The organism is Lysinibacillus sp. NPDC056959 (assembly GCF_042674095.1).
Lineage (GTDB): Bacteria > Bacillota > Bacilli > Bacillales_A > Planococcaceae > Lysinibacillus > Lysinibacillus zambalensis.
In genome coordinates this window covers 61,697-85,673 of record NZ_JBHURE010000021.1, presented here as the reverse complement: position 1 = coordinate 85,673, position 23,977 = coordinate 61,697, and the positions used below count along the sequence as shown (strand labels likewise).

The window sequence follows — 23,977 nt, the reverse complement described above, 5'->3', positions numbered from 1 at the left end:
GTGGTGACACATGGAGCTGACGAATACTAATCGATCGAGGACTTAACCAAAATGTTTGAAACATTCAATGAACCGTTTATCCAGTTTTGAAAGAATAATTTCTTTTAACTAAATAAGTCTAGTGATGATGGCAAAGAGGTCACACCCGTTCCCATACCGAACACGGAAGTTAAGCTCTTTAGCGCCGATGGTAGTTGGGGGATTCCCCCTGTGAGAGTAGGACGTCGCTAGGCAATTTAGACAGTCAGCTGTGTGCTGGCTGTTTTTTATTATAGACAAGAAGCTAAAGCTGTAGACGATGAAACAATGTAAAGAGCGACTACAAAACACTAGTATTGTAGCTGCTCTTTTTATATTTATCGCCTTTCTTTTTTCAGCAAGAGTGTTTTCGTAGCAAAAGTGAAACATTAGTTACAAATGTCTTTTGTATCGTAAGCATAGCGTCAGATACAAAACTTTCCTACCTCTATAGATTGTGAGAGGAATGCGATTTTAAGCTGCTTTTCAGGGGGGGTTCAAACACCCCCCTGAAATAGGGGAGCTCAGGCTAAAAACGCCACGTCCTGTGGCATTACCGAAATGACCGATATCGTGTCGCCCCTCATGTTGTGCTGCCGCTTCGCTTTTATGCAAAAATCTGCAGGCATAAGCCAAATCCAATCTTGCGTCGACATAATAGATCTGCAAAGTCGATACGTAAAAGATAGAGAATATAAAAAAAATATATAAAAAAGTATTGCATACCTTAATTACATATGATATATTTATAAATGTCTTAAAGAGGTCCCGTGGTGTAGCGGTTAACATGCCTGCCTGTCACGCAGGAGATCGCCGGTTCGATCCCGGTCGGGACCGCCATTATAATTGATAATATAGTTCTTATGATGCTTTTAAATCATAAGAACTTTTTTTATTGTTATTATAAGGAAATTAGTGGATATGTATAATTTCTAAAAATATTATTTCTTATATGCAATACAATTTAAGATGGAGGTGAATACCTCGAACCCTTGCATAAAACAGACTAGAAAAGACCCTATAGTGCTTGTAGGGGGTAGCATAGAAACCTTACCATTACGTTTCACTACAGTTGATGAAGAGTGATAGAAATAAAGAGCTGGGTAATAAATCTAACAAATAGGGCATTAACTATAAAAATGACGATGATTATCGATTTCTCTCGTGTGAAAAAGATTTGGAGGTGTTACATGAGAAATTATTATTACATAAAACGTCTTAATATAAGCTTGCTCATAGGTGCTGCTGTAATACTAGTAGGCTGTGGAGATCCTATCTTAGATATTGAGGAATCCAATGCGTACCACTGGCAAAAAAATATGAATGAAGCAGAGTTTGAAAAAATAAAAGAAGGTATGACATATATGGAGGTAGTAAAAATTGCAGGGGGAGCAGGAGAAACATTGAAAAAAGATCAATTCCGCTGGAATGATGAAATACTTATGACAAAAGCTTATAATGTACAATTTAAAGATGATAAATTGGTTAAAAAAGAGATTAGTGAGATAAAGGGTAAAAAAAATAAGCACTTCTTTTTATAAGGATGTTGTCTCTTCATTTTGCACATGTTTTAGTAGCGATAGCGATAATTACACCAAGGCATAATTGATTAGTAGTTTCACCTTATCGACCCATCCTATGATGAGCACCAACTTGAGTGAATATCACTTTTATTAATTCGATATACAGTAATTTATATTCTTTTTGTCGACAAGCTGCAACAATTACGCCAAGGTGTAATTGTTTTTTTTTAAAATCCATTGGATGCTTTGAACATTTACGCTTGTTTCGGTAAACTAGAAGTAATGGAGCTAGGAGAGGAAAAAGAGATGATGTATGAAAAAATAATGAATTCACTTGATGATACTGAGCATTTTGCGCTGAAGCTAGCAAGCTTACTAGAAGCCCAGGATACAATTACATTAGAGGGTGATTTGGGCGCAGGCAAGACGACATTTACGAAAGCATTAGCGAAGGGGCTTGGTGTGAAGAGGACAGTCAATAGCCCGACGTTTACGATTGTAAAGCAATATGAGGGGCGTTTACCATTTAATCATTTAGATGTTTATCGTTTAGCAGAAAGCGATGAAGACCTTGGATGGGACGAACTATTTTATGGTGATGCGGTATCAGTTGTCGAGTGGGCTCATTTGATTGAACAGGATTTACCACAGGAGCGCCTTGGAATAGAAATTTACCGAATGGGAGAAAATCAACGACGATTTGTATTAACACCTCTTGGAAAGCGATATGAGGCATTATGTGAGGAGCTAATGAAATGATTTGGTTAGGGATTGAAACAGCGAATGCACCACTTTCTATTGCTGTAATAAGGGACGGTAAAGTGGTCGCAGAGATTGTACAAAATATAAAATTAACGCATTCGGCAGGTGCTATGCCAGCCATTGAAGAAGTGCTAGCAAACGCTGGCATAAAGCCAAGCGAGTTGGATGCGATTGCTGTATCAGAAGGACCTGGTTCTTATACAGGTGTACGAATAGGTGTGACGCTTGCAAAAACATTAGCATGGACATTGAAAAAGCCTTTAGTTGGAATATCTAGCTTAAAGTCATTAGCCGCAAATGCAGCACTATATGATGGATTTATTTGTCCTGTTTTTGATGCGCGAAGAGGCAATGTTTATACGGCCGTTTATAAAGGTCGTGAGCTTGAAACAATTATAGATGATTATCACGATCATATTGATGGCTTATTAGAGCGTTTACAGGCTTTAGAGGCACCGATTTTATTTGTTGGAGTAGATGTAGATATTTTTTGGTATAAAATCGTAGAGGTGTTAGGTGACTATGCTCAACGCATACCGTTTAGTCATGACTTGCCAAGAGCAAGTGAAACAGTTCGATTAGCGACGAAAGTGGAGCTACCAAGTGTGGAGGCTGTTCATCATTTTGTCCCGCAATACAAACGTATTGCAGAGGCGGAGGCGAATTGGCTGAAGGAACAAAAGGAGAAGGCACATGAGTAGTAATGTAATATATCGTAAAATGGTATCTGAAGATGTCCCAGTAGTGTATGAAATTGAGCTTGCTACATTTTCTACGCCATGGACGTTAGACTCTTTTTATTATGAAGTGCATGAAAATCAGTATGCACATTATGTGCTAGCTATAGATGAATTTAATAACATTATCGGTTTTTGTGGCATGTGGATGGTTATAGACGCAGCGCAAATTACGAACGTAGCCGTTATAGATGCTGCTCGCGGTCACGGAATTGGTGAAGGATTAATGCGAGAGGCAATGCGTATTGCGAAAGACCATAGTATGGAAGTCATGAGTTTAGAGGTACGAGTGACAAATACAGTTGCTCAAAATCTTTATCGAAAGCTTGATTTCCAAGACGGTGGCATACGTAAAGGCTATTATACAGATAACGGGGAGGATGCCCTTGTCATGTGGGTGAATTTATGATGGAAGATCGAATTATATTAGCAATAGAATCAAGCTGTGATGAAACAGCAGCAGCGATTATTCGAAATGGCACTGAAATTGTTTCAAATGTGGTTGCATCTCAAATAGAAAGTCATAAACGATTTGGTGGGGTTGTACCTGAAATTGCATCTCGTCATCATGTTGAGCAAATTACAGTGGTTATTGAAGAAGCATTAGCACAGGCAAATATGAAGCCAACTGATTTAGACGCTGTGGCAGTTACTGAAGGTCCTGGTCTTGTAGGTGCATTGTTAATTGGGATTAATGCAGCGAAGGCTTTTGCATTTGCCAATGATTTACCGATAATCGGTGTGCATCATATAGCTGGACATATATATGCTAACGCACTCGTGCAGCCGATGGAATTCCCATTATTAGCACTAGTTGTATCAGGTGGCCATACAGAGCTAGTTTATATGAAAGAACATGGATCTTTTGAAGTCATTGGTGAAACGAGAGATGATGCAGCCGGTGAAGCTTATGATAAGGTTGCACGTGTTTTAGGCTTACCGTATCCAGGTGGTCCACGTATTGACAAGCTAGCACACGAGGGAGATGAGGCTGTAACCTTCCCACGAGTGTGGTTAGAGGAAGATTCTTATGATTTTAGCTTTAGCGGTTTAAAATCAGCAGTTATTAATTATAAGCATAATATGGATCAGCGTGGAGATGAGATTTCTCCGACTGCCGTAGCCAAAGGATTTCAGGATAGCGTAGTTGAAGTGCTAACAGCTAAAACATTACGGGCAGCACGTGAATATAAAGTGAAACAAGTTATTGCAGCTGGAGGTGTAGCGGCAAATAAAGGCTTACGTACATCACTTGAGTCTGTTTTTGCGGAAGAAGGTATCCCGCTGTATGTACCGCCATTAAAGCTGTGTACAGATAATGCCGCTATGATAGGGGCAGCAGCAACACCTATGTTTGAAACGAATATTCGAGGCAATTTATCAATGAACGGTCGCCCTGGAATGGAGTTAAAATCCTGGGTGTAAATGCTTTCACTATAGAGAAAGAGGTTTTTTAGATTTAATTCTAAAACACCTCTTTTTTGCTTTTATGAAAAAAATGTTGAGAAAACAGTGGACATAAGAAAATATAAATCTTATCAGTTGACAAATTTTTCAGAAAATTATCCACAGGCAAGACGAAAATAAAAGAGCGAACATCCGTACTTATGCACAAAATGTTGATAACTTGTGCATAACTTGTGATTATTCAATATATAGTAGCCTGTTTTGCACAGAATCATGTGAATAAAATATTTTTGAATTGTGGACAATGTGGAAAAGTCTGTTGATATGTTGGTATTACTAGTTTTATAGTGTGAATAAAGTTGTGGGCATTTTTTGTCGAAAAATAGCACTTGACCAATATATATGAAAAATGAAGACGAGTAAAGTAAAAAGCCATGTGACAAGGCACATGGCTTTACAATACTACCACTGTAAAGATAGAAGTTCGGTAGGGGATATATTATAAGGTAATATTTTCAAGTTCCTCACTTAGCTCAAGCCATTCCATTTCAAATAACTCGTACTGTTCTTTAGAAGTGGATAATTCATCCTGGAGCTGTGTGATTTTTTCGTGGTCTGTGAAAATCTCAGGATCACAAAGAGCTTCCTCTAAGCGAGCTATTTCAAGATTTTCTTGCTGCATTTTCCCTTCTAGTTCCTCAAGCGTGCGTCTAATTTGACGTTCTCGTTTTTTAGCCTCTTTATCAATTTTAGAGGTAGAGATTTTCTCAGGTACATCAGCTTGCGCTTGAGGTTGAGCAGCAGCCTTCATTTGGGCGATTTCTAGTAACTCTTGTTTTTTCTCAAGAAAATAATCATAGTCACCTAAGTACTCAAAGGAACCATCACCAGACAGTTCGATTACTTTAGTAGCGATTCGATTGATAAAATATCGGTCATGCGATACGAATAAGAGCGTTCCAGGATAATCAATAAGTGCGTTTTCCAGTATCTCTTTACTATCTAAGTCTAAGTGATTGGTAGGCTCATCAAGAATTAAGAGATTTGCCTTTTGCATCATCAACTTAGCTAATGCAAGTCTGGCCTTTTCTCCACCAGATAAAGACGACACGGTTTTATCTACATCAACTCCACTGAATAAGAAGCGGCCTAGCACTGTGCGAATATCCTTTTCATTCATTAAAGGCCATTCATCCCATAGCTCTTTTAAAACACTTTTATTGCTCGATAGCTTTGCCTGCTCTTGATCATAGTAACCAATTTGAACATTTGTACCATAGCGAATCTCTCCAGTGAATGGTAGCAAATCTTTGACAATGGTTTTTAATAAAGTGGATTTACCAACACCATTTGGTCCAACAAGTGCAATGCGATCTTCTCGGAAAGTGCGTAGTGTGATGCCACTTGATATTTTCTTATCGCCATAACCTATCGTTAAGTCATCGATAGATAATACATCGTTACCACTTTGACGTTCAATTGTAAAACCGAAGCTTGCTGACTTTTCATCACCTTCAGGGGAGTCCATCCATTCTGTTCGTTCGAGCATTTTACGACGACTTTGTGCCATTTTTGTAGTAGAAGCACGAGCAATATTTTTTTGAATAAATTCCTCAAGCTTGGCCTTTTCATCTTGCTGACGTTCATATAGCTTCAAATCACGCTCATAATTTTTCGCTTTCTCATCTAAATAGGCACTATAATTGCCTGTATATTTTGTGACGCGATGACGAGATACTTCGTAGACAATGGAAACAACCTGGTCTAAGAAGTAGCGGTCATGGGAAACAATTAGAATAGCCCCTTCATAACCCTTTAAATATGATTCCAACCAAGAAAGGGTTTCAATATCTAAATGGTTAGTAGGTTCATCAAGGATTAATAGGTCAGGCTTACTTAAAAGAAGCTTAGCAAGTGCTAACCGAGTCCGTTGTCCCCCTGATAGTGAGCTAATTGACTTTTGGTAATCCTCAGGATAAAACTGCATACCATGAAGCACGGATCGTGTATCCGATTCATATTGATAGCCACCCGCATCCTTAAAATTATGCTGCAAATGATCGTATTCAGACATTATTTTTGCATATATAGTAGGGTTTTCATAAACAGCTGGGTCGGCCATTTGTTGTTCTAATGATCGTAGCGTTTGTTCTTGGGCAATAAGCGGCTCAAAAATTGTCATCATTTCATCCCAAATCGACAATGTCGAGTTTAAACCAGCATGCTGCTCTAAGTATCCAATTTGTATACCTTTCGGGATAATAATATCGCCAGAGTCATATGACATTTGACCAGCAATAATTTTAAGTAAAGTGGATTTACCCGCACCGTTACGACCTACTAATGCAACTCGGTCACGATGTTGAACTTCTAATTTTACGCCACTTAAAATTTCATCTGCAATGAAGGATTTATATAGTTGATTGACCTGTAAAACAATCATTCTTGACACCTCAATTCTTCCTTAGTGTAATGGATGAGCGATTGGCTTGCAATGTCGATGCTTTACTTATTCCAAGCTGTCATGTAAGATTGAAACGATTTCCCTTTATTTAGTGGCGTAAAAGCGCCATTAAATAAAGGGAAATCCTCTAGTGAATATTATAAATTTAGAAATATAAAGCCTGTATCATAAATAGAACTTGATACATTTTAAGGAGGAAAAAGTTTGAAACAAGAGTTGAAAATTCCACAAGCCACTACGAAAAGACTTCCTCTTTACTATCGTTTTATCCAAAACTTTGCACAAGAAGGCATGGAACGCATTTCGTCGAAGGAACTAAGTGAAGCGATGAAAATTGATTCTGCAACTATTCGCCGAGATTTTTCTTATTTTGGTGCTCTTGGGAAAAAGGGATATGGCTATGATGTGCAGCATCTCTTACAATTTTTTAGCCAAACGCTCGATCAACATGAAGCGACAAAGGTTGCGTTAATTGGTGTAGGGAATTTAGGTAGTGCTTTATTAAAATATAATTTTCAAAAAAACCACAATACTCATATCGTTGTTGCATTTGACTCGAAGGCCCCAAAAGAAGGGAAAATGATTAGCAATATTCCTGTTTTTCACCCTGACTTATTGGAAGAAAAATATGCGGAATATGGAGCGGAGCTTGCAATTTTAACAGTTTCACCACGCTCTGCACAGAAAATGGCTGATAGATTAGCAGTGATGAACGCAAAAGGAATTTTGAACTTTACGCCAGAGCGTATTACTGTACCAGATAAAATGCAACTTTTAACAATTGATTTGTCGGTAGAGTTGCAGGCGCTTATTTATTTAATTCGTAATCAGGAAGAGTGATCATTGTACATAATTTAACTTCTTTCAGCGGGTGTACAAACGCCCGCTGAAAGAAGTTAAAGCCTTAGGACGCAATTAGACCTAGGCATAATTGATAGCATAGCTCACAGTTTCTGTTAAATAGAAGTAAGTATAAAATTGAGAGAATGACGAAAAACTTTCACATATAATTAGTTAGCAAAATGGCGAAATATACGTTAAAATGATGGATATAAAGAGGAGGTGGCTTTAATGGGTGGTATTGGTCCTATGAGCCTCATTATTATCGGAATTGTCGCATTACTAATTTTTGGTCCTAAAAAGTTACCAGAGCTTGGTAAAGCATTTGGTTCAACATTACGTGAATTCAAAAATGCTACTAAAGGTTTAGCCGACGAAGATGATGATGACAAGAAAAAGAAAGAATTAGATAAGTAAGTTAGGATGTTTGAGGAATGAATCCAAGAGATCTAACTGTCATTGAACATATAGAAGAATTAAGAAAACGGCTTTTCATTGTTGCCGTTTTCTTTGTTCTAGCTATGGCTGGCGGCTTCTTTGTTGCAAAGCCGCTTGTTAAATATCTTCAAAGTACTGGAGCGAATTATAATATAGAGCTCCATGCATTTGATGTAGTAACACCACTTGCAATTTATATCCAAGTAGTTTTTTTAATAGCATTTATCCTATCCTCACCGGTATTGATGTATCAATTGTGGGCTTTTATTAGCCCTGGATTAAGGGACGTAGAACGAAAAGCAACTTTAAGCTATATACCGTATTCATTTTTATTGTTTTTAGCAGGGCTGTCTTTTTCATATTTTTTACTATTCCCTTATGTCATAAAGTTTATGATGAATTTATCAAACGATTTAGAAATTCAACAAACAATTGGCATACATGAATATTTTTCGTTTTTATTTAAGCTTACAATACCTTTTGGTTTCCTTTTCCAATTACCGATTGTAGTCTTGTTCTTTTCACGTATTGGGATTTTATCTCCTGAGTTACTAATTCGTATTCGTAAGTATTCATACTTTGGTTTATTTGTATGTGCTGCACTAATCGCGCCACCTGAATTAGCTTCGCACTTAATGGTTTCAGTACCGTTGTTTGTTCTTTATGAAATTAGCATTATGATTTCTCGTATTGGCTATAAGAAATACTTAAAATCAGAGGAAATGCGAATGAAGGAAGAACAAGAAGCTGAGCAAAAACGTCAGATAGAAGAGGCACTTGAACAGCAGAGACGTCAAATCGAAGAACTGAATCAATAATAATAGAAGCTCGATGCTAATTAGTAGCATCGAGCTTTTTTGTCGTGATAGATACAGGTAAATTTAACTTCTTTTCGGCGGGTGTCTAAACACCCGCTGATTTTTATTGCATTTTTTCTAGTTCTTGAAGAAACTTTTGCAATGGTTCTGCATACAATTGTACAAGTGTCACAAAACCGTTCAGCATGACATGGGCGATAATGGACGTCCAAATGCGTTTTGTTTTGTGATATAAGAAGGCAAAGATCAATCCACAAATTGTATAAAGCAAGATATGTGAGAAGTCCATATGAATAAGAGCAAAGAAAATGGCGCTTACTATACCGGCTATCCAGAAATTAGTTGTTTGGACAAGCGATCCGAAAATAACACGACGGAAGACGAACTCTTCTAATATGGGTCCAAAAACAACTATCGCTAATATCGCAATAGGAGCACCTTTTGCAATAGCTACAATATCAGCTGTGTTTTGCGATCCACCTTGGATACCGAATATAGCCATTTCGATCGCTGCGCCAATCATTTGGCCAAAGAAAACTAAGAAGAAACCAATAAATCCCCACATAATGGACAGTGGTATCGTTTCTTTCTTCCCTTTATAAATATCCCAAAACGCTTTATCGCGAGATGTTAGGATTAAGCTTAGAATTAACGCAATGGCAAAGCTAAGTGCAATATACCAGCCTTGCGTAAGCGGAGCAGCTTGCTCGCTAGGTAAACCAGTCGTACTCATAACAAGCTTGTGAAACGGTTTTGCTAGCAATATCCCTGATAAATGCATGACGATATAAATCACTAAAACATAAAGGGCTGTTTTTTTATGCTTATTTATTTTTGTAGAATTGTTCACAGTCAAAATCCTTTCCATTCATTATGCTACCTTTCTATTGTAGAGGAATATGGAAAGAAAACAAAATTTTTCGAAGTTCTGACTTGCAAAAAAAAGTGTGATTGATTATCATAATAATTGTATTAGCACTCGTATGGGTAGAGTGCTAATAGACTTAATCTTATATTTAATTAATAGGAGGTTGTTTCACTTGTTAAGACCACTAGGAGATCGTATTGTAATCGAACTAATCGAGGTAGAAGAAAAATCTGCATTCGGTATTGTACTGCCAGACTCTGCAAAAGAAAAGCCACAAGAAGGTAAAATTGTAGCAGTTGGGACAGGTCGTATATTAGAGAACGGACAACGTGTAGAGCTTGACGTTAAAGTTGACGACCGCATTATTTTCTCTAAATACTCTGGTACAGAAGTTAAATATGAAGGTAATGAATACCTAATTTTACGCGAAAGCGATATTCTTGCAATTATTGAATAAGTTCATACTTTTTTAGTTTATTAAAGTTAATACCTTTAGTCATTGTCACAGATAAACAAATGAATAGGTGACAATGACAGTATGGCGAAATTTTTATAAATATATTGATGAAGCTTAACGAATATTCCATTTCAGGAGGGTAAATTCAAATGGCAAAAGATATTAAATTCTCAGAAGACGCTCGTTCATTAATGCTACAAGGTGTAGATAAATTAGCAAACGCGGTAAAAATTACTCTAGGGCCAAAAGGTCGTAACGTAGTTTTAGAAAAAAAATTCGGTTCACCACTTATTACAAATGATGGTGTAACAATTGCAAAAGAAATCGAGCTAGAAAATCCATACGAAAACATGGGTGCAAAATTAGTAGCAGAAGTTGCTTCTAAAACGAACGAGATCGCTGGTGACGGTACAACAACTGCAACAGTATTAGCTCAAGCTATTATTCGTGAAGGCTTAAAAAACGTAACAGCTGGTGCAAACCCTGTAGGCATTCGTAAAGGGATTGACAAAGCAGTTGTAGCGGCCCTTACAGAATTAAACGCTATTTCTCGTCCAGTAAGCAACAAAGAGGAAATCGCACAGGTTGCGGCTATCTCTGCTGCTGATGATGAAGTAGGGCAATTAATTGCAGAAGCAATGGAACGTGTGGGTAACGACGGAGTTATTACAATTGAAGAATCTAAAGGCTTCACAACTGAGCTTGATGTAGTTGAAGGTATGCAATTCGACCGTGGGTATGCATCACACTACATGGTAACAGATACAGATAAAATGGAAGCTGTATTAGATAATCCATATATTTTAATTACTGATAAAAAAATTACAAACATCCAAGAAGTATTACCATTATTGGAACAAGTGGTACAACAAGGTCGTCCACTGTTAATCATTGCTGAAGATGTTGAAGGGGAAGCTCTTGCAACACTTGTAGTGAACAAGCTTCGTGGTACATTCAATGCTGTAGCGGTTAAAGCGCCAGGATTTGGTGACCGTCGTAAAGCAATGCTAGAAGATATCGCAATTTTAACAGGTGGTCAAGTAATTACAGAAGAATTAGGCTTAGATCTTAAATCAGCTGATATTACATCACTTGGTCGCGCTGCAAAAGTGGTTGTGACAAAAGATAATACAACAATCGTAGAAGGTGTTGGCGGTGCAGATGCAATCGAAGGCCGTATTGGTCAAATCCGTGCTCAGCTTGCTGAAACAACTTCAGAATTCGATAAAGAAAAATTACAAGAACGCCTTGCAAAATTAGCAGGTGGCGTAGCAGTAATCAAAGTTGGTGCTGCAACAGAAACAGAACTAAAAGAACGCAAACTTCGCATTGAAGATGCTCTTAACTCAACTCGTGCAGCAGTTGAAGAAGGTATTGTATCAGGTGGTGGTACTGCACTTCTTAACGTATATGCAGCAGTTGAAAAAGTTGCGGATGCAGAAGAAGGCGACGTAGCAACAGGTGTGAAAATTGTTCTACGTGCTTTAGAAGAGCCAGTACGTCAAATCGCAAACAACGCAGGTCTTGAAGGCTCAATTATTGTGGATCGTCTAAAACGTGAAGCAATCGGTGTAGGTTTCAACGCTGCGACAGGCGAATGGGTAAACATGATTGAAGCGGGCGTAGTAGACCCAGCGAAAGTAACTCGTTCAGCTTTACAAAACGCAGCATCTGTAGCAGCTCTATTCTTAACAACAGAAGCAGTAGTAGCAGATATTCCAGAACCAGCATCAGCAATGCCAGACATGTCTGGTATGGGCGGCATGCCAGGAATGATGTAATCCTTTCGTAGCAAGGGTTTACACAGCTTTTGAAGGTTGATGATTTCGCCTCTAGAGAGCCTTGAAATCCACGTTGCAACACTTCTTTTTGTGAAGTAGTGTTACTCACAATTAAAATACAAAGCAACTACCACTTCTCATGATTTTTAATAATTATGAGGAGTGGTTTTTTCTATGCTATTAAAATTTGCTTACGAGGACTTCATAGCAGACAGAAGATTTAAGAATACAACAGAGGTGAATATTCAAAACTACAAGCAGTTGCTTCTTCCTTTTGTAGAGTTCTGTGAATCAAAAGGAGCTATTAGGAGATTGAACCAGCGCACGCACAGACGATTCGAAAATTAGCTAGTGCATACTTGGTTGCATGTATTGCTATCAGGTTGATTCACAGAGGGTTTACCGAAGGCGATTTTTGCTAAGAGAATCGAATTAAAATCATGCGGTAGGGGGAAACACACTCTATCGCTTTTCTATTGGTCTAGGAGCGATACTATGAGTAAGTGAAGGCATTAACAAAAGGACTATGTAACTTGAATCACAATCTTTCAACGTTTGCAAAAGGAAATGTTCATTCCCTGCTTAACTTACTCATATTTTCACGAGCGTACAGTAGCAACAACAGCAGGCACACAGTCACATAATGACTTAATCAAGCAAGCCAAAGCCGTAGAAAATGAAAACTATGTCCGTATGATGCTAAACAATCAAAGCAAATGGAACACTCACAGGAAGCATTTCAAGGCTTGCAGGGATGATATTGAGCAGGCTTACCTTGATTCAAAGGATTTCATATATGATTTTCTTTCAGCACAGCATTAATTGTTGTGCTTCTTCTTATATTATTAGTATTTTATTTTAAATTGAAGATAAAGAATCATAGAAAAAATCAAAACTTGATTCCAAAATACTATTATTAATGATATATTTATATAACTTGGATAATTAAGGAGTGTAATGATTTGTGAGAAAAGCGTATCTTTTATTTTTATTAATTTCTATACTATTGATAATAACAGGATGTAGCGGTAGAGATATTGAAACTTTACAGGGTTCCCTGCTTGGTCATTGGAAAAGTATAGATGAAGATGGAAAGGAAACACATTATTATATTGACAAGCAGAATTTTACTACGGTTATTAATGGAACTAAGATGGTTTATGACTATAAAGTTGTTTCTGAAAATGAAGAAACTGATGAATTCTCTATAACTACTGAAAATGCTGAAGGTAGTGGAAGTAATTATTCTTTTACATTTTTGAATAAAGAAAGAACTAAAATTGAATCTTTAGTAAATATTAATACTATTAAGTCAACTAATGATGCACAAAAAGAAGCGTTCGAATTAGCACGAGATTTCATTAATTCGCTTGGAGGTAGTATGGAAGTTACTGAGGAATGGGAATATGTTGATAGTACAAAGCAACCGAAGAAATAACTAGAATTATAGTGAAGTAGATATAATGTAGAGTAGGCACATTACTTAATTGTAGTGTGTCTTTTATTTGTACAAATTGAACATGATAATATTTCATTCTACTTTTTATGCGTATGTCTAATTGAATCACAACCTTGTTACCTTTCACGATACGATAAGGACTAAACCTCCAATAATCTAACCATTGGCTTATCCATGATAAAACACAGCATAAACCCCAATTATTGCTCCAATGGATAAATAGTTGAAAGAGCAGCAATACATAAATAAAAATGTTTCATTGATTAAATTGTGACTGATTCCATTTAAGATTCACATTAAGAACATACGTTTCTGACGAGAGTGGGTTGATTCTCGTTCAAGAAATACATCTATGAGAATGGTTATCAAATTACGAAAAGGTTGCTTATCGCAACTTGAGAATGGTGCTATAAATTTACAAAGATAAGAAAAAAAGGAAGTGCGGTCATGGGAGAATTAATTCAAGTTCAATCAATCATAGAAGATAAGAAAGTAAATGATGCTATCCAACAGGAGATAGATAAGAAGTCAAAAATGTATGAAGGAGACTTCAATCGCTTCATGCATTATGCAGAGCAGATGAAACAACCAATATCATTTGAAACACTAGAAAAATATTTGCTACATACGATTGAAACAGGTCTTAAACTAAGTACATTCAACAAGCGTTCAGCAGGGATTAAACACTTCTTAGTCAATATATATGGATTGATTGAAACAGAAGACCAAAACAAGCGCATTGCCCTACTAAGACAAAAATACAATCATACTGCCTATGCAAAGCAGAAGCTGATGAAAGGTCAATCGGCACAATCGAAAAGTGAAGTCATGGCACTGATTGAAAAATTAGATACAAGAGCCAAAGCCATTTCCTTGTTCAATCTGATTACAGCATGTCGCCCATCTGAAATGATAAATATCAAAATTGAAGATATTAATTTAGATAATTGTTCGGTAAATGTCTACATGTTGAAGCAGAGTGATTGGCAATCTAAGCGCTTAACGCTTGAATGCGTAAACGCTGTTCGTGCCTACATAAAGGAATATGGTCTAAACGATGAAAGCTACCTAGTAGGTAAAGTTAATAGATACAATAAATATCACAACACAAGAATTAGTGATACAGCATACAGAAAGTCAATTAACAAGTGGCTAGGGTTTGCACCGTACACACTACGCAAGACACAAATTTCAGCAATGCACGAAGCAGGAGCAGACCTTGCAACAATCGCAAAGCAAAGTGGTCACAAAAACCTTGAAACTATCAATAGACATTATCTTTCTGTAAATGATAAAACTATTGATAAGTATTTATAGCTGAGAATTAAATTAAATGGAAGATATACAGGGAGGGAAATTTTTGATTATCGAAAATAAGTGGATTAGTAAAGATGTTCTAACTTTTGATTATAAAGTTGAATCTACTCAAGTAACAAATATAGATAGATTGAATCGTGCCTATGAAATTTGGGAACATTCAAGAGGATTGATAGAGAGTAATCAAACCGATTTTCATCTTTCTGATGGCATTGCTAACTTAAAGAGGTCATTAAACCAAAGATTGCAATTAATTGAAGATTTATATCACTTAAAAAGTATTAAATTAGAAGATAAACCAAAGGGATATTTAGAATTATTGGAGTTTTTAGGAGTTGTTAGACCTTTTTTAATGAAGCAATTATTAGCAATTAGAAATGATATTGAACATAGAGATGCTCAACCACCTTCCTTTGAAAAGTGTCTGGAGTTATTAGATGCTATATGGTATTTTTTGAAATCTACAGATTATTTAGTTAGATACCCCGTAGACACTATAGTTTACGAAGAAAACACTATAATTATAGAAAACATGAGTTGGGTTAAGTTGAGATTTAAATTTGATTCAGACATTTTACATATTAATGGAAGATTAACTTCTGATTTTGTTTATGATTCACCTTTAGAAAATACATTTCAAATGGAATGTGAAATGTATTGGTTGGATGAAACATGTGGGGATGTAGGCGGTAATAAGGCTTTACATCGTTTTGATGGAGAAATGAAAATTAGCGGTTCTGAAAAAAACATTTTAATAAAAAAACTTTTGAATACTATCTAAATAAAATCATTCTTTTATTGAGCCGAGGTGAAACTGTCATGAACGTGTCAGAAGCCTTCTGTAGAGCTACAGGAGCTTCATAGCTTGCTCCTAGAAGTCGAATTGACATATTGGTCAGTGAAGGTCAGAAGAGTATCGGATGGACAATCGGAGCGCTACATAGTATAGAGAGGGGGGCGCAGTTTCCGATATTTTGATGATGGTGAATGAAGAATCCAAGCTAGCTCCTACACGCACACCCAAAGGGAAATGAAGTGACACGGGAACAACTTTATGAAGCTAAAGTACATAGGAATGACGGGATAAATTAAGTGATTATCAATTTTTATTTTAGGCTGCTTTCTCAAAGATGGTTGTTTTTTCAACTAACTAACGTTGCAGTTTAGTGGAAGAGCGTTGTTTAACTTTTGTTTAACAATCGGGTCAGGTTGTAGAGGAACACTTTTACGTATTCATGTAGAATATTAGTTGAGATTGTAGAGCGATTAATACAACAACAATAATTGTAATAATAAACGAACATATTTTTTTCTTAGGGAGATTTTTATGAAAAAAGACGTGTCCGCATTTAGTTAAAATGACTTCTAAGGATAGGGAAGGAGCGTAAATAAATGAGCAAAGAAGAAGAGCTTATAAAATATTTAGAAGAAACTACGACATGGCAAGTATTAAAAGACATAAACTTTGGGCGAGAACCAAGAGAAGCAGATATAAAACTGATAAACGATATACAAGAGAAAACGGGGCTTCCTACTGGTGTTATTAATGCATTAACCGAATACGTATTTTTAACGTCTAACAATAAGCTAGTCCGTCCATACATGGAAAAGATAGCCGACCATTGGGCTAGTGTTAAGCTTGAAGACGCTAAAGGGGCTATGTACTTCGCAAGAGAACATGGTGAAAAGTATAGAGAATGGAATAGGACTACGGATACTCAAAAAATAGAAGCTACACCCGTCGAAAGGGAACGTATAAGGGCGATACAATCGGCAATAGATAGTGGACTAGATAACGAGAAGTTAGGGAAGTTTGTTCGAACTATGTTTAACGGGGGTCTCACAGATTGATAGGTGGGGAATATCCATTATTCATATTGTTAAGTAAAAATCATTGACAGTCATTAATTAGACTAGACATACAACTGGAATACATCCAGATTACACTAATTAGGCAACGGTAAAGGTCAGGTAGTTTTAGATTTCTAAAACACAGAGCTTGTTCTGAACAGATGGTAGGGGCATGTTTTCCAATATTGAGGTAGGGTTTTTTCTTATATAAGTGTGACCGTTGCACTCACGTGAAATTCCTTCTTCACATCGAGCTACCACTACTTTACAATAGAAATTATAGGAAATCGTTGGGAAGTGGTAGTTGCCTAATGATTGTGAGATGAAAAGTAGATAAATCAACAGCTGAAAGAGCGAAAACAGTAGGTAAGAGAATACTACTTCATGTTCTGTCTTAACAACAGAAGCAGTAGTAGCAGATATTCCAGAACCAGCATCAGCAATGCCAGATATGTCTGGTATGGGCGGCATGCCGGGGATGATGTAATCTACGGCTCTAGCACAAAAACACTTCTCAAATTTGAGAAGTGTTTTTCATGCTTTAGTGAATATTTATCAGTAAATCTCTGATAAAAGCTGGTTTTCCGTAAAGAATATATATCCCCTTTTTAGGATGGGATTTTCCTCCTTGAGTGCATGTAATTTCTTTTCATAATTGTTTGGCACCCGCTTTAACTCTGTTGGTGTGACATATTAAATATTAATTTATAAAAAGGTTATCCATTAGTTCATATTTGAACTTCTGGATAGCCTTTTTGCTATAGTTATTGATCTTAGACTTCCAAATATGTCGGGTGAAAATCTACATGCCTGGTAGGTTTAAGCCCGGTAACCCTGGTAAGCCAGGATATTGCCCGCCTGGAAATGGCATCGGACGTGGTGGATATGGTTGCGGCGGATATGGCTGTGGAGGACGTGGTGGATATGGTTGCGGCGGATATGGCTGTGGAGGACGTGGCGGATATGGTTGCGGCGGATATGGCTGTGGAGGACGTGGCGGATATGGTTGCGGCGGATATGGTCGTGGAGGACGTGGCGGATATGGTTGCGGCGGATATGGTCGTGGAGGACGTGGTGGATATGGTTGCGGCGGATATGGTCGTGGAGGACGTGGTGGATATGGTTGCGGCGGATATGGCTGCGGAGGGCGCGGCGGATATGGTAACGGATTTAAAGGTGGAAATGGGTTACCGGAAGGCATGCTAGGGTGAAACGGAATATTAACATCAATATCGTCGGGATTTAAATTAGGGTTGACCAATGAAACACACCTTTCTTCGTTTTTCTTCTCTAACATATGCCTACTATTATGATCGTTGTAGGCATTAAACTAAGTGAATAGTTGACAAAGGTATAATACATTAAATTAGAAAATGTTATAAAATATATCAAATTTAATTATAATAGAAGAAAATATTATTTAAAGGATGTTTAGATAAATGGCCATTATAAAAATCAAGAAAATTAAGATACAAAATTTACGAAATGTACGACATGGTGAAATTGTTTTAACGGTGAATTTTGAGACATTTTTTAAGGCTAACGTTGTAGGTTTATACGGACAAAACGGTTCAGGGAAAACAACTATTGTTGATGCATTTGGCTTGTTAAAGGCACTGATCTCCGGCTGGATTACTGAAATAAAATTACCGTCTCAGGAAAAGAGATTAATTATGGCAGGAGAGGATACGGCAAGTATTGAGTTCGAGTTTCTTGTAGAAAATCAATTTGGCACTTTTTATCTCAATTATTATGTAGAGTTAAAAGAAGATCAAAACAGATTGTACACAACGGTTGAACGTATAGCTTACAGAGAGAATGAGAAAGGTAAGCGTTCAAAGATTCTAATTAATGTTACAGAGGAAGACATACAACTACGTAAAGCTAATCTTTCTGATATGAATGAAAAAACGCGTATCCAATTACTAGTCATTCATCAACTATCTAAAAAACAATATACGTCCTTTATCTTTCACAAAGATTTAAAGCCATTATTACAAGACAGATTGTCAGAGCTAGAAATGCAATTACTTCATAATTTAGCAATAGATTTTAATCGAGATCTACATGTTGTTAATAATCAAAATATCGCACCATTATTTGAGGAGCGCAGCATGCCATTTAGTATCCATCTAGAAAAAACTCGTGGTTCTATCCCTTACAATTTGAAAGGACCAGCGTTATTACCAGAGGATACGTTTAATGTGTTATGTGAAGTAATAGAACAAAGTAATCGTGTATTATCAGCAATTATTCCGGGTCTGACTATTAAGATTAATGTCATTACAAAACAAACGATGGATAATGGAGAAAAAGGAGTCCGTTTTGAATTTTTATCACAGCGTGGGGAGCGTGAATTACCACTAAGAACAGAGTCAGAAGGGATTTTGAAAATTATTTCTGTACTCAGTGTGCTCATTGCCGTTTATAATAACCCAAATGCTTGTGTAGTAATTGATGAATTAGATTCTGGTGTTTTTGAATATTTATTAGGCGAGTTGTTAACAGTGATTGATGAGGACGGAAAAGGCCAGCTTATTTTTACGTCTCATAATCTACGCGTGTTAGAGGTGCTTGCTATTAAAAACTTATGGTTTACGACAACGAACGAGGAACGTCGTTATATGCAGCTAAAAGGTATTAAAGAGGTAAATAATGCTCGAGATGTTTATTTACGTGCAATTCAGTTGGGCGGACAGGATGAAGAGGTTTATAAAGAAACGAAGATATTTAAAATTAAGCGTGCCTTTAGAAAAGCGGGTGTCCAGCGTGACTAAAAAAGTTCTTTTAATCATTGTAGAGGGGCAGACGGAGCAAATTGTTTTAGAGGATTATTTAGATGAACATTTTGCAAATTCTACGATTCGCTTCGATGTACAACGGGAGGATATTTTAACGAAGTGGGATGCCAATAAACGAATACCTAATATTAAAAATAGTGTTACGCGTGTGATTCAGAACTATTTGCAAAAGTATAAGTTTTTAGCGAAGGATTTAACTGCTGTTGTTCATATTACCGATGCAGACGGTTGTTTTATTGACCCCGAATTTGTCAAAGTGAAGGAAGATATTGAGCAAAAACTATACTATACAGAAGATGCAATATTGGTGAAATCTGAGAAGCGTAAGGAACAAATCGAGCAACGAAATGAAATGAAGGCGAATAATGCCAAAATCCTTGTGGCGAATGATCATTTTAGCATTCAGCGATTAAGAATACCGTACCAGCTATTTTATTTTTCTACAAACTTAGAGCATGTACTTTGGAATGAGCGCAATGAAATAGCAACGGAAAAGGTGCAAAAGGCAGATGAATTTATGGACAATTTATCGAGTTCCATAGAAGAGTTTTTAAAAGACTATCTTCCAGTTAATGCAGAGCTTCCGTATAAAGAAAAAATGAAAATGAGCTGGTCATTTTTAATGGAGGGCTGCAATTCGTTACAACGCGGAACGAATGTACCGTTATTATTTGAGATGATTAAATCAGATGTACAATAAAATGCCCTCCGATGTTCAGTGGAGGGCATTGCATAGTGCTGAAAAACAAAATGGCTAAGGTAATCTTTGTGAATGATGATTTCCGTTCCAGGCTACTCGCTTTGTCGCTGCCGCTTCGCTTTCGCACAGTTAAAACATTTGTCGCTGCCGCTTCGCTTTCCCACGGGAGTCGAGTAGCCTTCCACTACAATCAGTAATAGTGTAGAACTTTTTATATAATCTATGCATTTCAAAATTGAACAAATGGTTAGACATTTAACAAGAGATGACGGAAATCGCTAACAGTCATCTCTTCCTTTTTGTGCTTGTTCATAGTTGTAAATATGTCCTAAAATAGCTGAATCTTTAATTTTTGTTTCTTCACTTAACAATAAAAGCTTTGACATAATCCTACCACTGCCTAAGTGTAATGAATAGCTAGCAAGTTTACCTTCAATAAATAAGAGTTGTTTTTTCATTTCAACGTTTGTTAGCTTTTAATAACTTCGCTAATTCCTCCACAATGACACTACGCATATCAATTGTAGAATGGACTTGCCTCGGAATCGACACTACCAACTTGAGCAACATTTACAACGAGGGTAAACAATATAAAGAACGAGGTGTTTTACGCTAGCTGTAAAAAAAGTGTAACAAATCATTAGTTGCGACGACTTATTTGTAAGTGTAGAAAGTGGGGTGAAGTTTTGCATCAGGATATATTAAAAATTGAACATTTGTACGATTGTTATCATCGTGATGTGTATCATTTTGCGCTTTATTATACAAATAGCAAACAAGAGGCAGAGGATATTACGCAAGAAACGTTTTTTAAGGCGATGAAGCAGTTACATAATTTGAAGGATAAAGATAAAGTAAAAACTTGGCTCTTATCAATTGCACGGAATACAGCAGTAGATATACATAGAAGGCAGAAAATAAAGCGTTTATTAACAGAAAAGCTTAGCTTGCAGCCCGTTTTGAAGGAAGTACCAAAGCCTTTAGAGATTGTGGAGAAAAATGAGCAATGGCAGGCAGTACAAGAAGCATTAATGACATTAAAATCACATGATCGGACAATCATTATTTGCAGAATGGTAAAAGACTACACGATACAAGAAACAGCTGCGATATTAGGTATCTCGGAAGTCAAAGTACGTGTTGATTTTCACCGAGCAATGGCAAGGCTTCGAAAAAAGGTAGGGAGGGATGATTGATGGAAGAACGTGATTACGATTTAGTTGATGCATTAAAGAAACGCCCTGATAAAGATCCAGATTTAGATTTCTCAAATCAATTACGTCAAAAACTCGAAAAGACTCATATAAAAAAGACAAAGAGATTTTCTATCGCAACCATACTAACCGTTCCAGTGACGCTAGCTGCACTTCTATTTGTATTCAGCATTAGTACAGGACAATCGTTCCATTTGAAAAATGCCGCACAGTTAACTATCAATCTGGAAAAAGATCTTACTAATATAGTATGTATGTTCCTCATGCTTACGCTCTCATTGTTTATTTTGTTCGTTTATTACAAAGGACTTACGAAGGGAAGACTTGTCTACATGACATTTTCTTTATCTTTCTTGGCATGGGTAGGGAACTTAATATATGCAGAGCATCAAAATATGGATGAACCTATTGTACAACCAAGCTCAAGCTATAACGAAACCTACGATTATACGAGTAAGCAATACTATATAGATGAAATTCAACAGGAACATGATAACTATTTGATGAAAACAAATGAGGGGGGTATGAAATAATGAAAAATCCTTACGATCATTTATTTAACGGGGTGTGCTTTGTATTTGTAGATTTAAGTAATTTCGGATTACCGGATATGTTGCCGGATTTTATTGGCTATATATTTTTTGCATATGGTATTCACTTACTGCCAACGTTCCATAATTTAAAGCGTTGGTCGAAAAACTTCGCTATTATTTTGGCGGTAATGTCATTTTTCTTAGAGCTAGGTCAATGGCTAGACTATAGTATATTAGGAGAAATTGGTGTACAGTTTATGCAATTTTTATTCATCATCTTCATGTACTGGGTTTTTCAATTATTATTACAAATTCATAATAATAAACCTCTTGAAGCAAAAACATTTAAAACATACCAGAAATTCATGGCATTTATGCTTTGCGGTTTTGTCATACAGGCATTTTCAATAAATGTTGATACAAGTATGCGAGGAAATGTTCATTTTATAGGCTCTTTACTACAGGTGTTTGCTTATTTTTTATTTATATTCTATTATCGAGCGTGTCATAAATACTATAAAAATAATAATGGAAATAAGGTTCATTCGCTGTAACAAGCGATGGATCTTTTTTGTTTTAGGGAATCTGTGTTTACTTAGCAATGACATCTTTTCCTTTCCTAATTCATAAGCTTTATAGGTATGATTTTATCAAGCTAGAAGGAGGCACTGCCATTCAAATACATGTTGTAAGGGCAGGGGAGTCCATATGGGGTATTTCGCAGGCGTATGGGACAACAGTTCAAAGTATTGTAGATGCCAATCAAATTCCTGAACCGAATCGATTAGTTGTCGGGCAAGCGCTTGTAATACCGATTGTCGGAAATTTTTATTATGTGCAGTCAGGGGATAGTTTATATTCAATCGGCCAACGCTTTGGCATTAATTATTTAACACTTGCTCAAGTCAACAATATTAGTCCGAGTCAGCCTTTATCGATTGGTATGCGACTTTATATTCCACCTCAACCAAAAACAAGAGCTGAAACATTGGCATATTTAGAGCCGAGAGGGACATTCGTTAGTGAAGCATTATTGAGCCAAGCAAGAGAAGCGGGTCCATTTTTAACGTATCTGGCTTTATTTAGCTATGAGGCAAGGCGAGATGGAACGCTTAAGGTACCACCGAGTCAAGGTGTGGCGCAAATTGCAAATGATACAGGAGCTTCTCTAGCGATGGTTGTCTCAAACCTAGAGAATTTTAGTTTTAGCGGTGATTTAGCGAGAGATATTTTTCAAAGTACAGCAGTACAGGATTTACTTTTTAATAATATTCTTGAAGAGGCAAAGCGTTTAGGAAGCGTTAAAGATATTCATTTCGATTTTGAGAATTTGCCGGGCGATCAACGAGAAGCATATAACAATTTTTTAAGGAGAGCGGTGAGTCGATTCCATCCACAGGGGTATACCGTATCGACAGCACTAGCTCCAAAAACAAGTGCTAGTGAGCGAGGTCCATGGACAGAGGGGCATGATTATAAAGCACATGGAGAAATAGTGGATTTTGTTATGTTAATGACTTATGAATGGGGATATTCTGCAGGGCCACCTATGGCCGTATCGCCACTTCCCGAGGTAGAGGCGGTTGTAAAATATGCAGTAAGTGAGATACCTCGTAACAAAATTATACTTGGACAGAATTTATATGGATATAACTGGACATTGCCTTTTGTACAAGGGGGCCCGAATGCAGAAGCAATTAGTCCACAAAGAGCAATTGAAATTGCTAAAAAGTATAATGCTGCTATTCAGTTTGATTTGAGATCTCAAGCTCCGTTCTTTGAATACTACGATGAGCAAGGTAGAGCACATGTGGTGTGGTTCGAGGATGCAAGATCCATTCAAGCGAAGTTCAATTTAATCAAAAGGTACAATCTTAGAGGAGTAGGTTATTGGAAATTAGGTCTCCCGTTCCCGCAAAATTGGCTATTGATCGGATCAAATTTTGACGTAGTAAAGAAATGAGAATCTTAAGGAGTAAATACTCTCGC

General features: G+C 36.9%; 24 protein-coding genes, 1 tRNA gene and 1 rRNA gene. 23 read left to right on the top strand and 3 right to left on the bottom strand.

Annotated elements, in window-relative coordinates; all coding sequences use genetic code 11:
- Positions 1-117 precede the first annotated feature (117 nt).
- The 7 genes from rrf (at position 118) to tsaD (ending at position 4,465) form a co-directional block, all read left to right on the top strand.
- Positions 118-233, top strand: a 5S ribosomal RNA gene (rrf, locus tag ACFTQ7_RS19435).
- A gap of 549 nt (positions 234-782) precedes the next feature.
- Positions 783-858 (top strand) — tRNA-Asp (locus ACFTQ7_RS19430).
- Positions 859-1,208: 350 nt separating this feature from the next.
- The gene (locus ACFTQ7_RS19425) at positions 1,209-1,559 is read left to right on the top strand and encodes a hypothetical protein (protein ID WP_386830445.1); all 351 of its coding nucleotides are present in this window, start codon (positions 1,209-1,211) and stop codon (positions 1,557-1,559) included.
- A 291-nt stretch (positions 1,560-1,850) separates the two neighbouring features.
- The gene (gene tsaE, locus ACFTQ7_RS19420) at positions 1,851-2,300 is read left to right on the top strand and encodes a tRNA (adenosine(37)-N6)-threonylcarbamoyltransferase complex ATPase subunit type 1 TsaE (RefSeq protein ID WP_349662244.1); all 450 of its coding nucleotides are present in this window, start codon (positions 1,851-1,853) and stop codon (positions 2,298-2,300) included.
- Entirely contained in the window at positions 2,297-3,004 is a 708-nt protein-coding gene (gene tsaB, locus ACFTQ7_RS19415; protein WP_386830444.1) for a tRNA (adenosine(37)-N6)-threonylcarbamoyltransferase complex dimerization subunit type 1 TsaB, read from the top strand. Before tsaE ends, tsaB begins: the two co-directional genes overlap by 4 nt.
- On the top strand, positions 2,997-3,449 hold the full coding sequence (gene rimI, locus ACFTQ7_RS19410) for a ribosomal protein S18-alanine N-acetyltransferase (protein WP_386830443.1): 453 nt from the start codon (positions 2,997-2,999) through the stop codon (positions 3,447-3,449). The genes tsaB and rimI overlap by 8 nt, the downstream gene beginning before the upstream one ends.
- Complete coding sequence (tsaD, locus tag ACFTQ7_RS19405) at positions 3,446-4,465, top strand: tRNA (adenosine(37)-N6)-threonylcarbamoyltransferase complex transferase subunit TsaD (RefSeq protein ID WP_386830442.1); 1,020 nt, start codon at positions 3,446-3,448, stop codon at positions 4,463-4,465. Before rimI ends, tsaD begins: the two co-directional genes overlap by 4 nt.
- 481 nt (positions 4,466-4,946) lie before the next feature.
- On the opposite strand, the gene abc-f is transcribed toward tsaD, so the two are convergent.
- Entirely contained in the window at positions 4,947-6,890 is a 1,944-nt protein-coding gene (gene abc-f, locus ACFTQ7_RS19400) for a ribosomal protection-like ABC-F family protein (RefSeq protein ID WP_386830452.1), read from the bottom strand.
- A gap of 225 nt (positions 6,891-7,115) precedes the next feature.
- Between abc-f and ACFTQ7_RS19395 the strand changes: the two genes are divergently transcribed.
- From ACFTQ7_RS19395 to tatC, 3 genes are all read left to right on the top strand, one after another.
- Complete coding sequence (locus tag ACFTQ7_RS19395; RefSeq protein ID WP_079563611.1) at positions 7,116-7,751, top strand: redox-sensing transcriptional repressor Rex; 636 nt, start codon at positions 7,116-7,118, stop codon at positions 7,749-7,751.
- Positions 7,752-7,982: 231 nt separating this feature from the next.
- Positions 7,983-8,168 carry a twin-arginine translocase TatA/TatE family subunit gene (locus ACFTQ7_RS19390; RefSeq protein ID WP_010857065.1) on the top strand — a complete coding sequence of 62 codons (186 nt, stop codon included), beginning with the start codon at positions 7,983-7,985 and terminating at the stop codon, positions 8,166-8,168.
- A gap of 17 nt (positions 8,169-8,185) precedes the next feature.
- Positions 8,186-9,007, top strand: coding sequence for a twin-arginine translocase subunit TatC (tatC, locus tag ACFTQ7_RS19385; RefSeq protein WP_079563612.1), 822 nt, complete (start codon positions 8,186-8,188; stop codon positions 9,005-9,007).
- A 103-nt stretch (positions 9,008-9,110) separates the two neighbouring features.
- On the opposite strand, the gene ACFTQ7_RS19380 is transcribed toward tatC, so the two are convergent.
- A complete protein-coding gene (locus ACFTQ7_RS19380; protein WP_386830441.1) occupies positions 9,111-9,875 on the bottom strand; it encodes a CPBP family intramembrane glutamic endopeptidase in 765 nt (254 codons plus the stop codon).
- Between the two features lie 172 nt (positions 9,876-10,047).
- Here ACFTQ7_RS19380 and groES point away from each other — a divergent pair, with 172 nt between their 5' ends.
- From groES to ACFTQ7_RS19335, 9 genes are all read left to right on the top strand, one after another.
- Positions 10,048-10,332, top strand: a complete 285-nt coding sequence (gene groES / locus ACFTQ7_RS19375) for a co-chaperone GroES (protein ID WP_079563614.1) — start codon at positions 10,048-10,050, stop codon at positions 10,330-10,332.
- 149 nt (positions 10,333-10,481) lie between these two features.
- Entirely contained in the window at positions 10,482-12,113 is a 1,632-nt protein-coding gene (groL, locus tag ACFTQ7_RS19370) for a chaperonin GroEL (protein WP_386830440.1), read from the top strand.
- A 964-nt stretch (positions 12,114-13,077) separates the two neighbouring features.
- Entirely contained in the window at positions 13,078-13,551 is a 474-nt protein-coding gene (locus tag ACFTQ7_RS19365) for a hypothetical protein (protein ID WP_386830439.1), read from the top strand.
- Between the two features lie 468 nt (positions 13,552-14,019).
- A complete protein-coding gene (locus tag ACFTQ7_RS19360; protein ID WP_386830438.1) occupies positions 14,020-14,889 on the top strand; it encodes a tyrosine-type recombinase/integrase in 870 nt (289 codons plus the stop codon).
- 43 nt (positions 14,890-14,932) lie between these two features.
- On the top strand, positions 14,933-15,670 hold the full coding sequence (locus ACFTQ7_RS19355; RefSeq protein WP_386830437.1) for a hypothetical protein: 738 nt from the start codon (positions 14,933-14,935) through the stop codon (positions 15,668-15,670).
- 611 nt (positions 15,671-16,281) lie between these two features.
- Positions 16,282-16,740: a DnaD domain protein gene (locus ACFTQ7_RS19350; protein ID WP_386830436.1), complete on the top strand. Its 459-nt coding sequence runs from the start codon at positions 16,282-16,284 to the stop codon at positions 16,738-16,740.
- Between the two features lie 806 nt (positions 16,741-17,546).
- Positions 17,547-17,951 carry a hypothetical protein gene (locus tag ACFTQ7_RS19345; RefSeq protein ID WP_386830435.1) on the top strand — a complete coding sequence of 135 codons (405 nt, stop codon included), beginning with the start codon at positions 17,547-17,549 and terminating at the stop codon, positions 17,949-17,951.
- A 228-nt stretch (positions 17,952-18,179) separates the two neighbouring features.
- Entirely contained in the window at positions 18,180-19,517 is a 1,338-nt protein-coding gene (locus ACFTQ7_RS19340) for an AAA family ATPase (RefSeq protein ID WP_349662232.1), read from the top strand.
- On the top strand, positions 19,510-20,241 hold the full coding sequence (locus tag ACFTQ7_RS19335) for a hypothetical protein (RefSeq protein WP_386830434.1): 732 nt from the start codon (positions 19,510-19,512) through the stop codon (positions 20,239-20,241). The genes ACFTQ7_RS19340 and ACFTQ7_RS19335 overlap by 8 nt, the downstream gene beginning before the upstream one ends.
- A 278-nt stretch (positions 20,242-20,519) precedes the next feature.
- Here the strand turns inward: ACFTQ7_RS19335 and ACFTQ7_RS19330 are convergent, their stop codons facing one another.
- Positions 20,520-20,699, bottom strand: coding sequence for a hypothetical protein (locus ACFTQ7_RS19330; protein ID WP_386830433.1), 180 nt, complete (start codon positions 20,697-20,699; stop codon positions 20,520-20,522).
- Positions 20,700-20,927: 228 nt separating this feature from the next.
- Between ACFTQ7_RS19330 and ACFTQ7_RS19325 the strand changes: the two genes are divergently transcribed.
- The 4 genes from ACFTQ7_RS19325 to ACFTQ7_RS19310 all read left to right on the top strand — a co-directional run bounded on the left by ACFTQ7_RS19325 (position 20,928) and on the right by ACFTQ7_RS19310 (position 23,951).
- Positions 20,928-21,437, top strand: coding sequence for an RNA polymerase sigma factor (locus tag ACFTQ7_RS19325; RefSeq protein WP_386830432.1), 510 nt, complete (start codon positions 20,928-20,930; stop codon positions 21,435-21,437).
- Positions 21,437-21,988: a hypothetical protein gene (locus ACFTQ7_RS19320; RefSeq protein ID WP_386830431.1), complete on the top strand. Its 552-nt coding sequence runs from the start codon at positions 21,437-21,439 to the stop codon at positions 21,986-21,988. Before ACFTQ7_RS19325 ends, ACFTQ7_RS19320 begins: the two co-directional genes overlap by 1 nt.
- Positions 21,988-22,542 (top strand): hypothetical protein, encoded by a 555-nt coding sequence (locus ACFTQ7_RS19315; RefSeq protein ID WP_386830430.1) that lies wholly within the window; start codon positions 21,988-21,990, stop codon positions 22,540-22,542. Before ACFTQ7_RS19320 ends, ACFTQ7_RS19315 begins: the two co-directional genes overlap by 1 nt.
- Before the next feature lie 119 nt (positions 22,543-22,661).
- Positions 22,662-23,951, top strand: coding sequence for a LysM peptidoglycan-binding domain-containing protein (locus ACFTQ7_RS19310; RefSeq protein ID WP_349662246.1), 1,290 nt, complete (start codon positions 22,662-22,664; stop codon positions 23,949-23,951).
- Positions 23,952-23,977 lie beyond the last annotated feature (26 nt).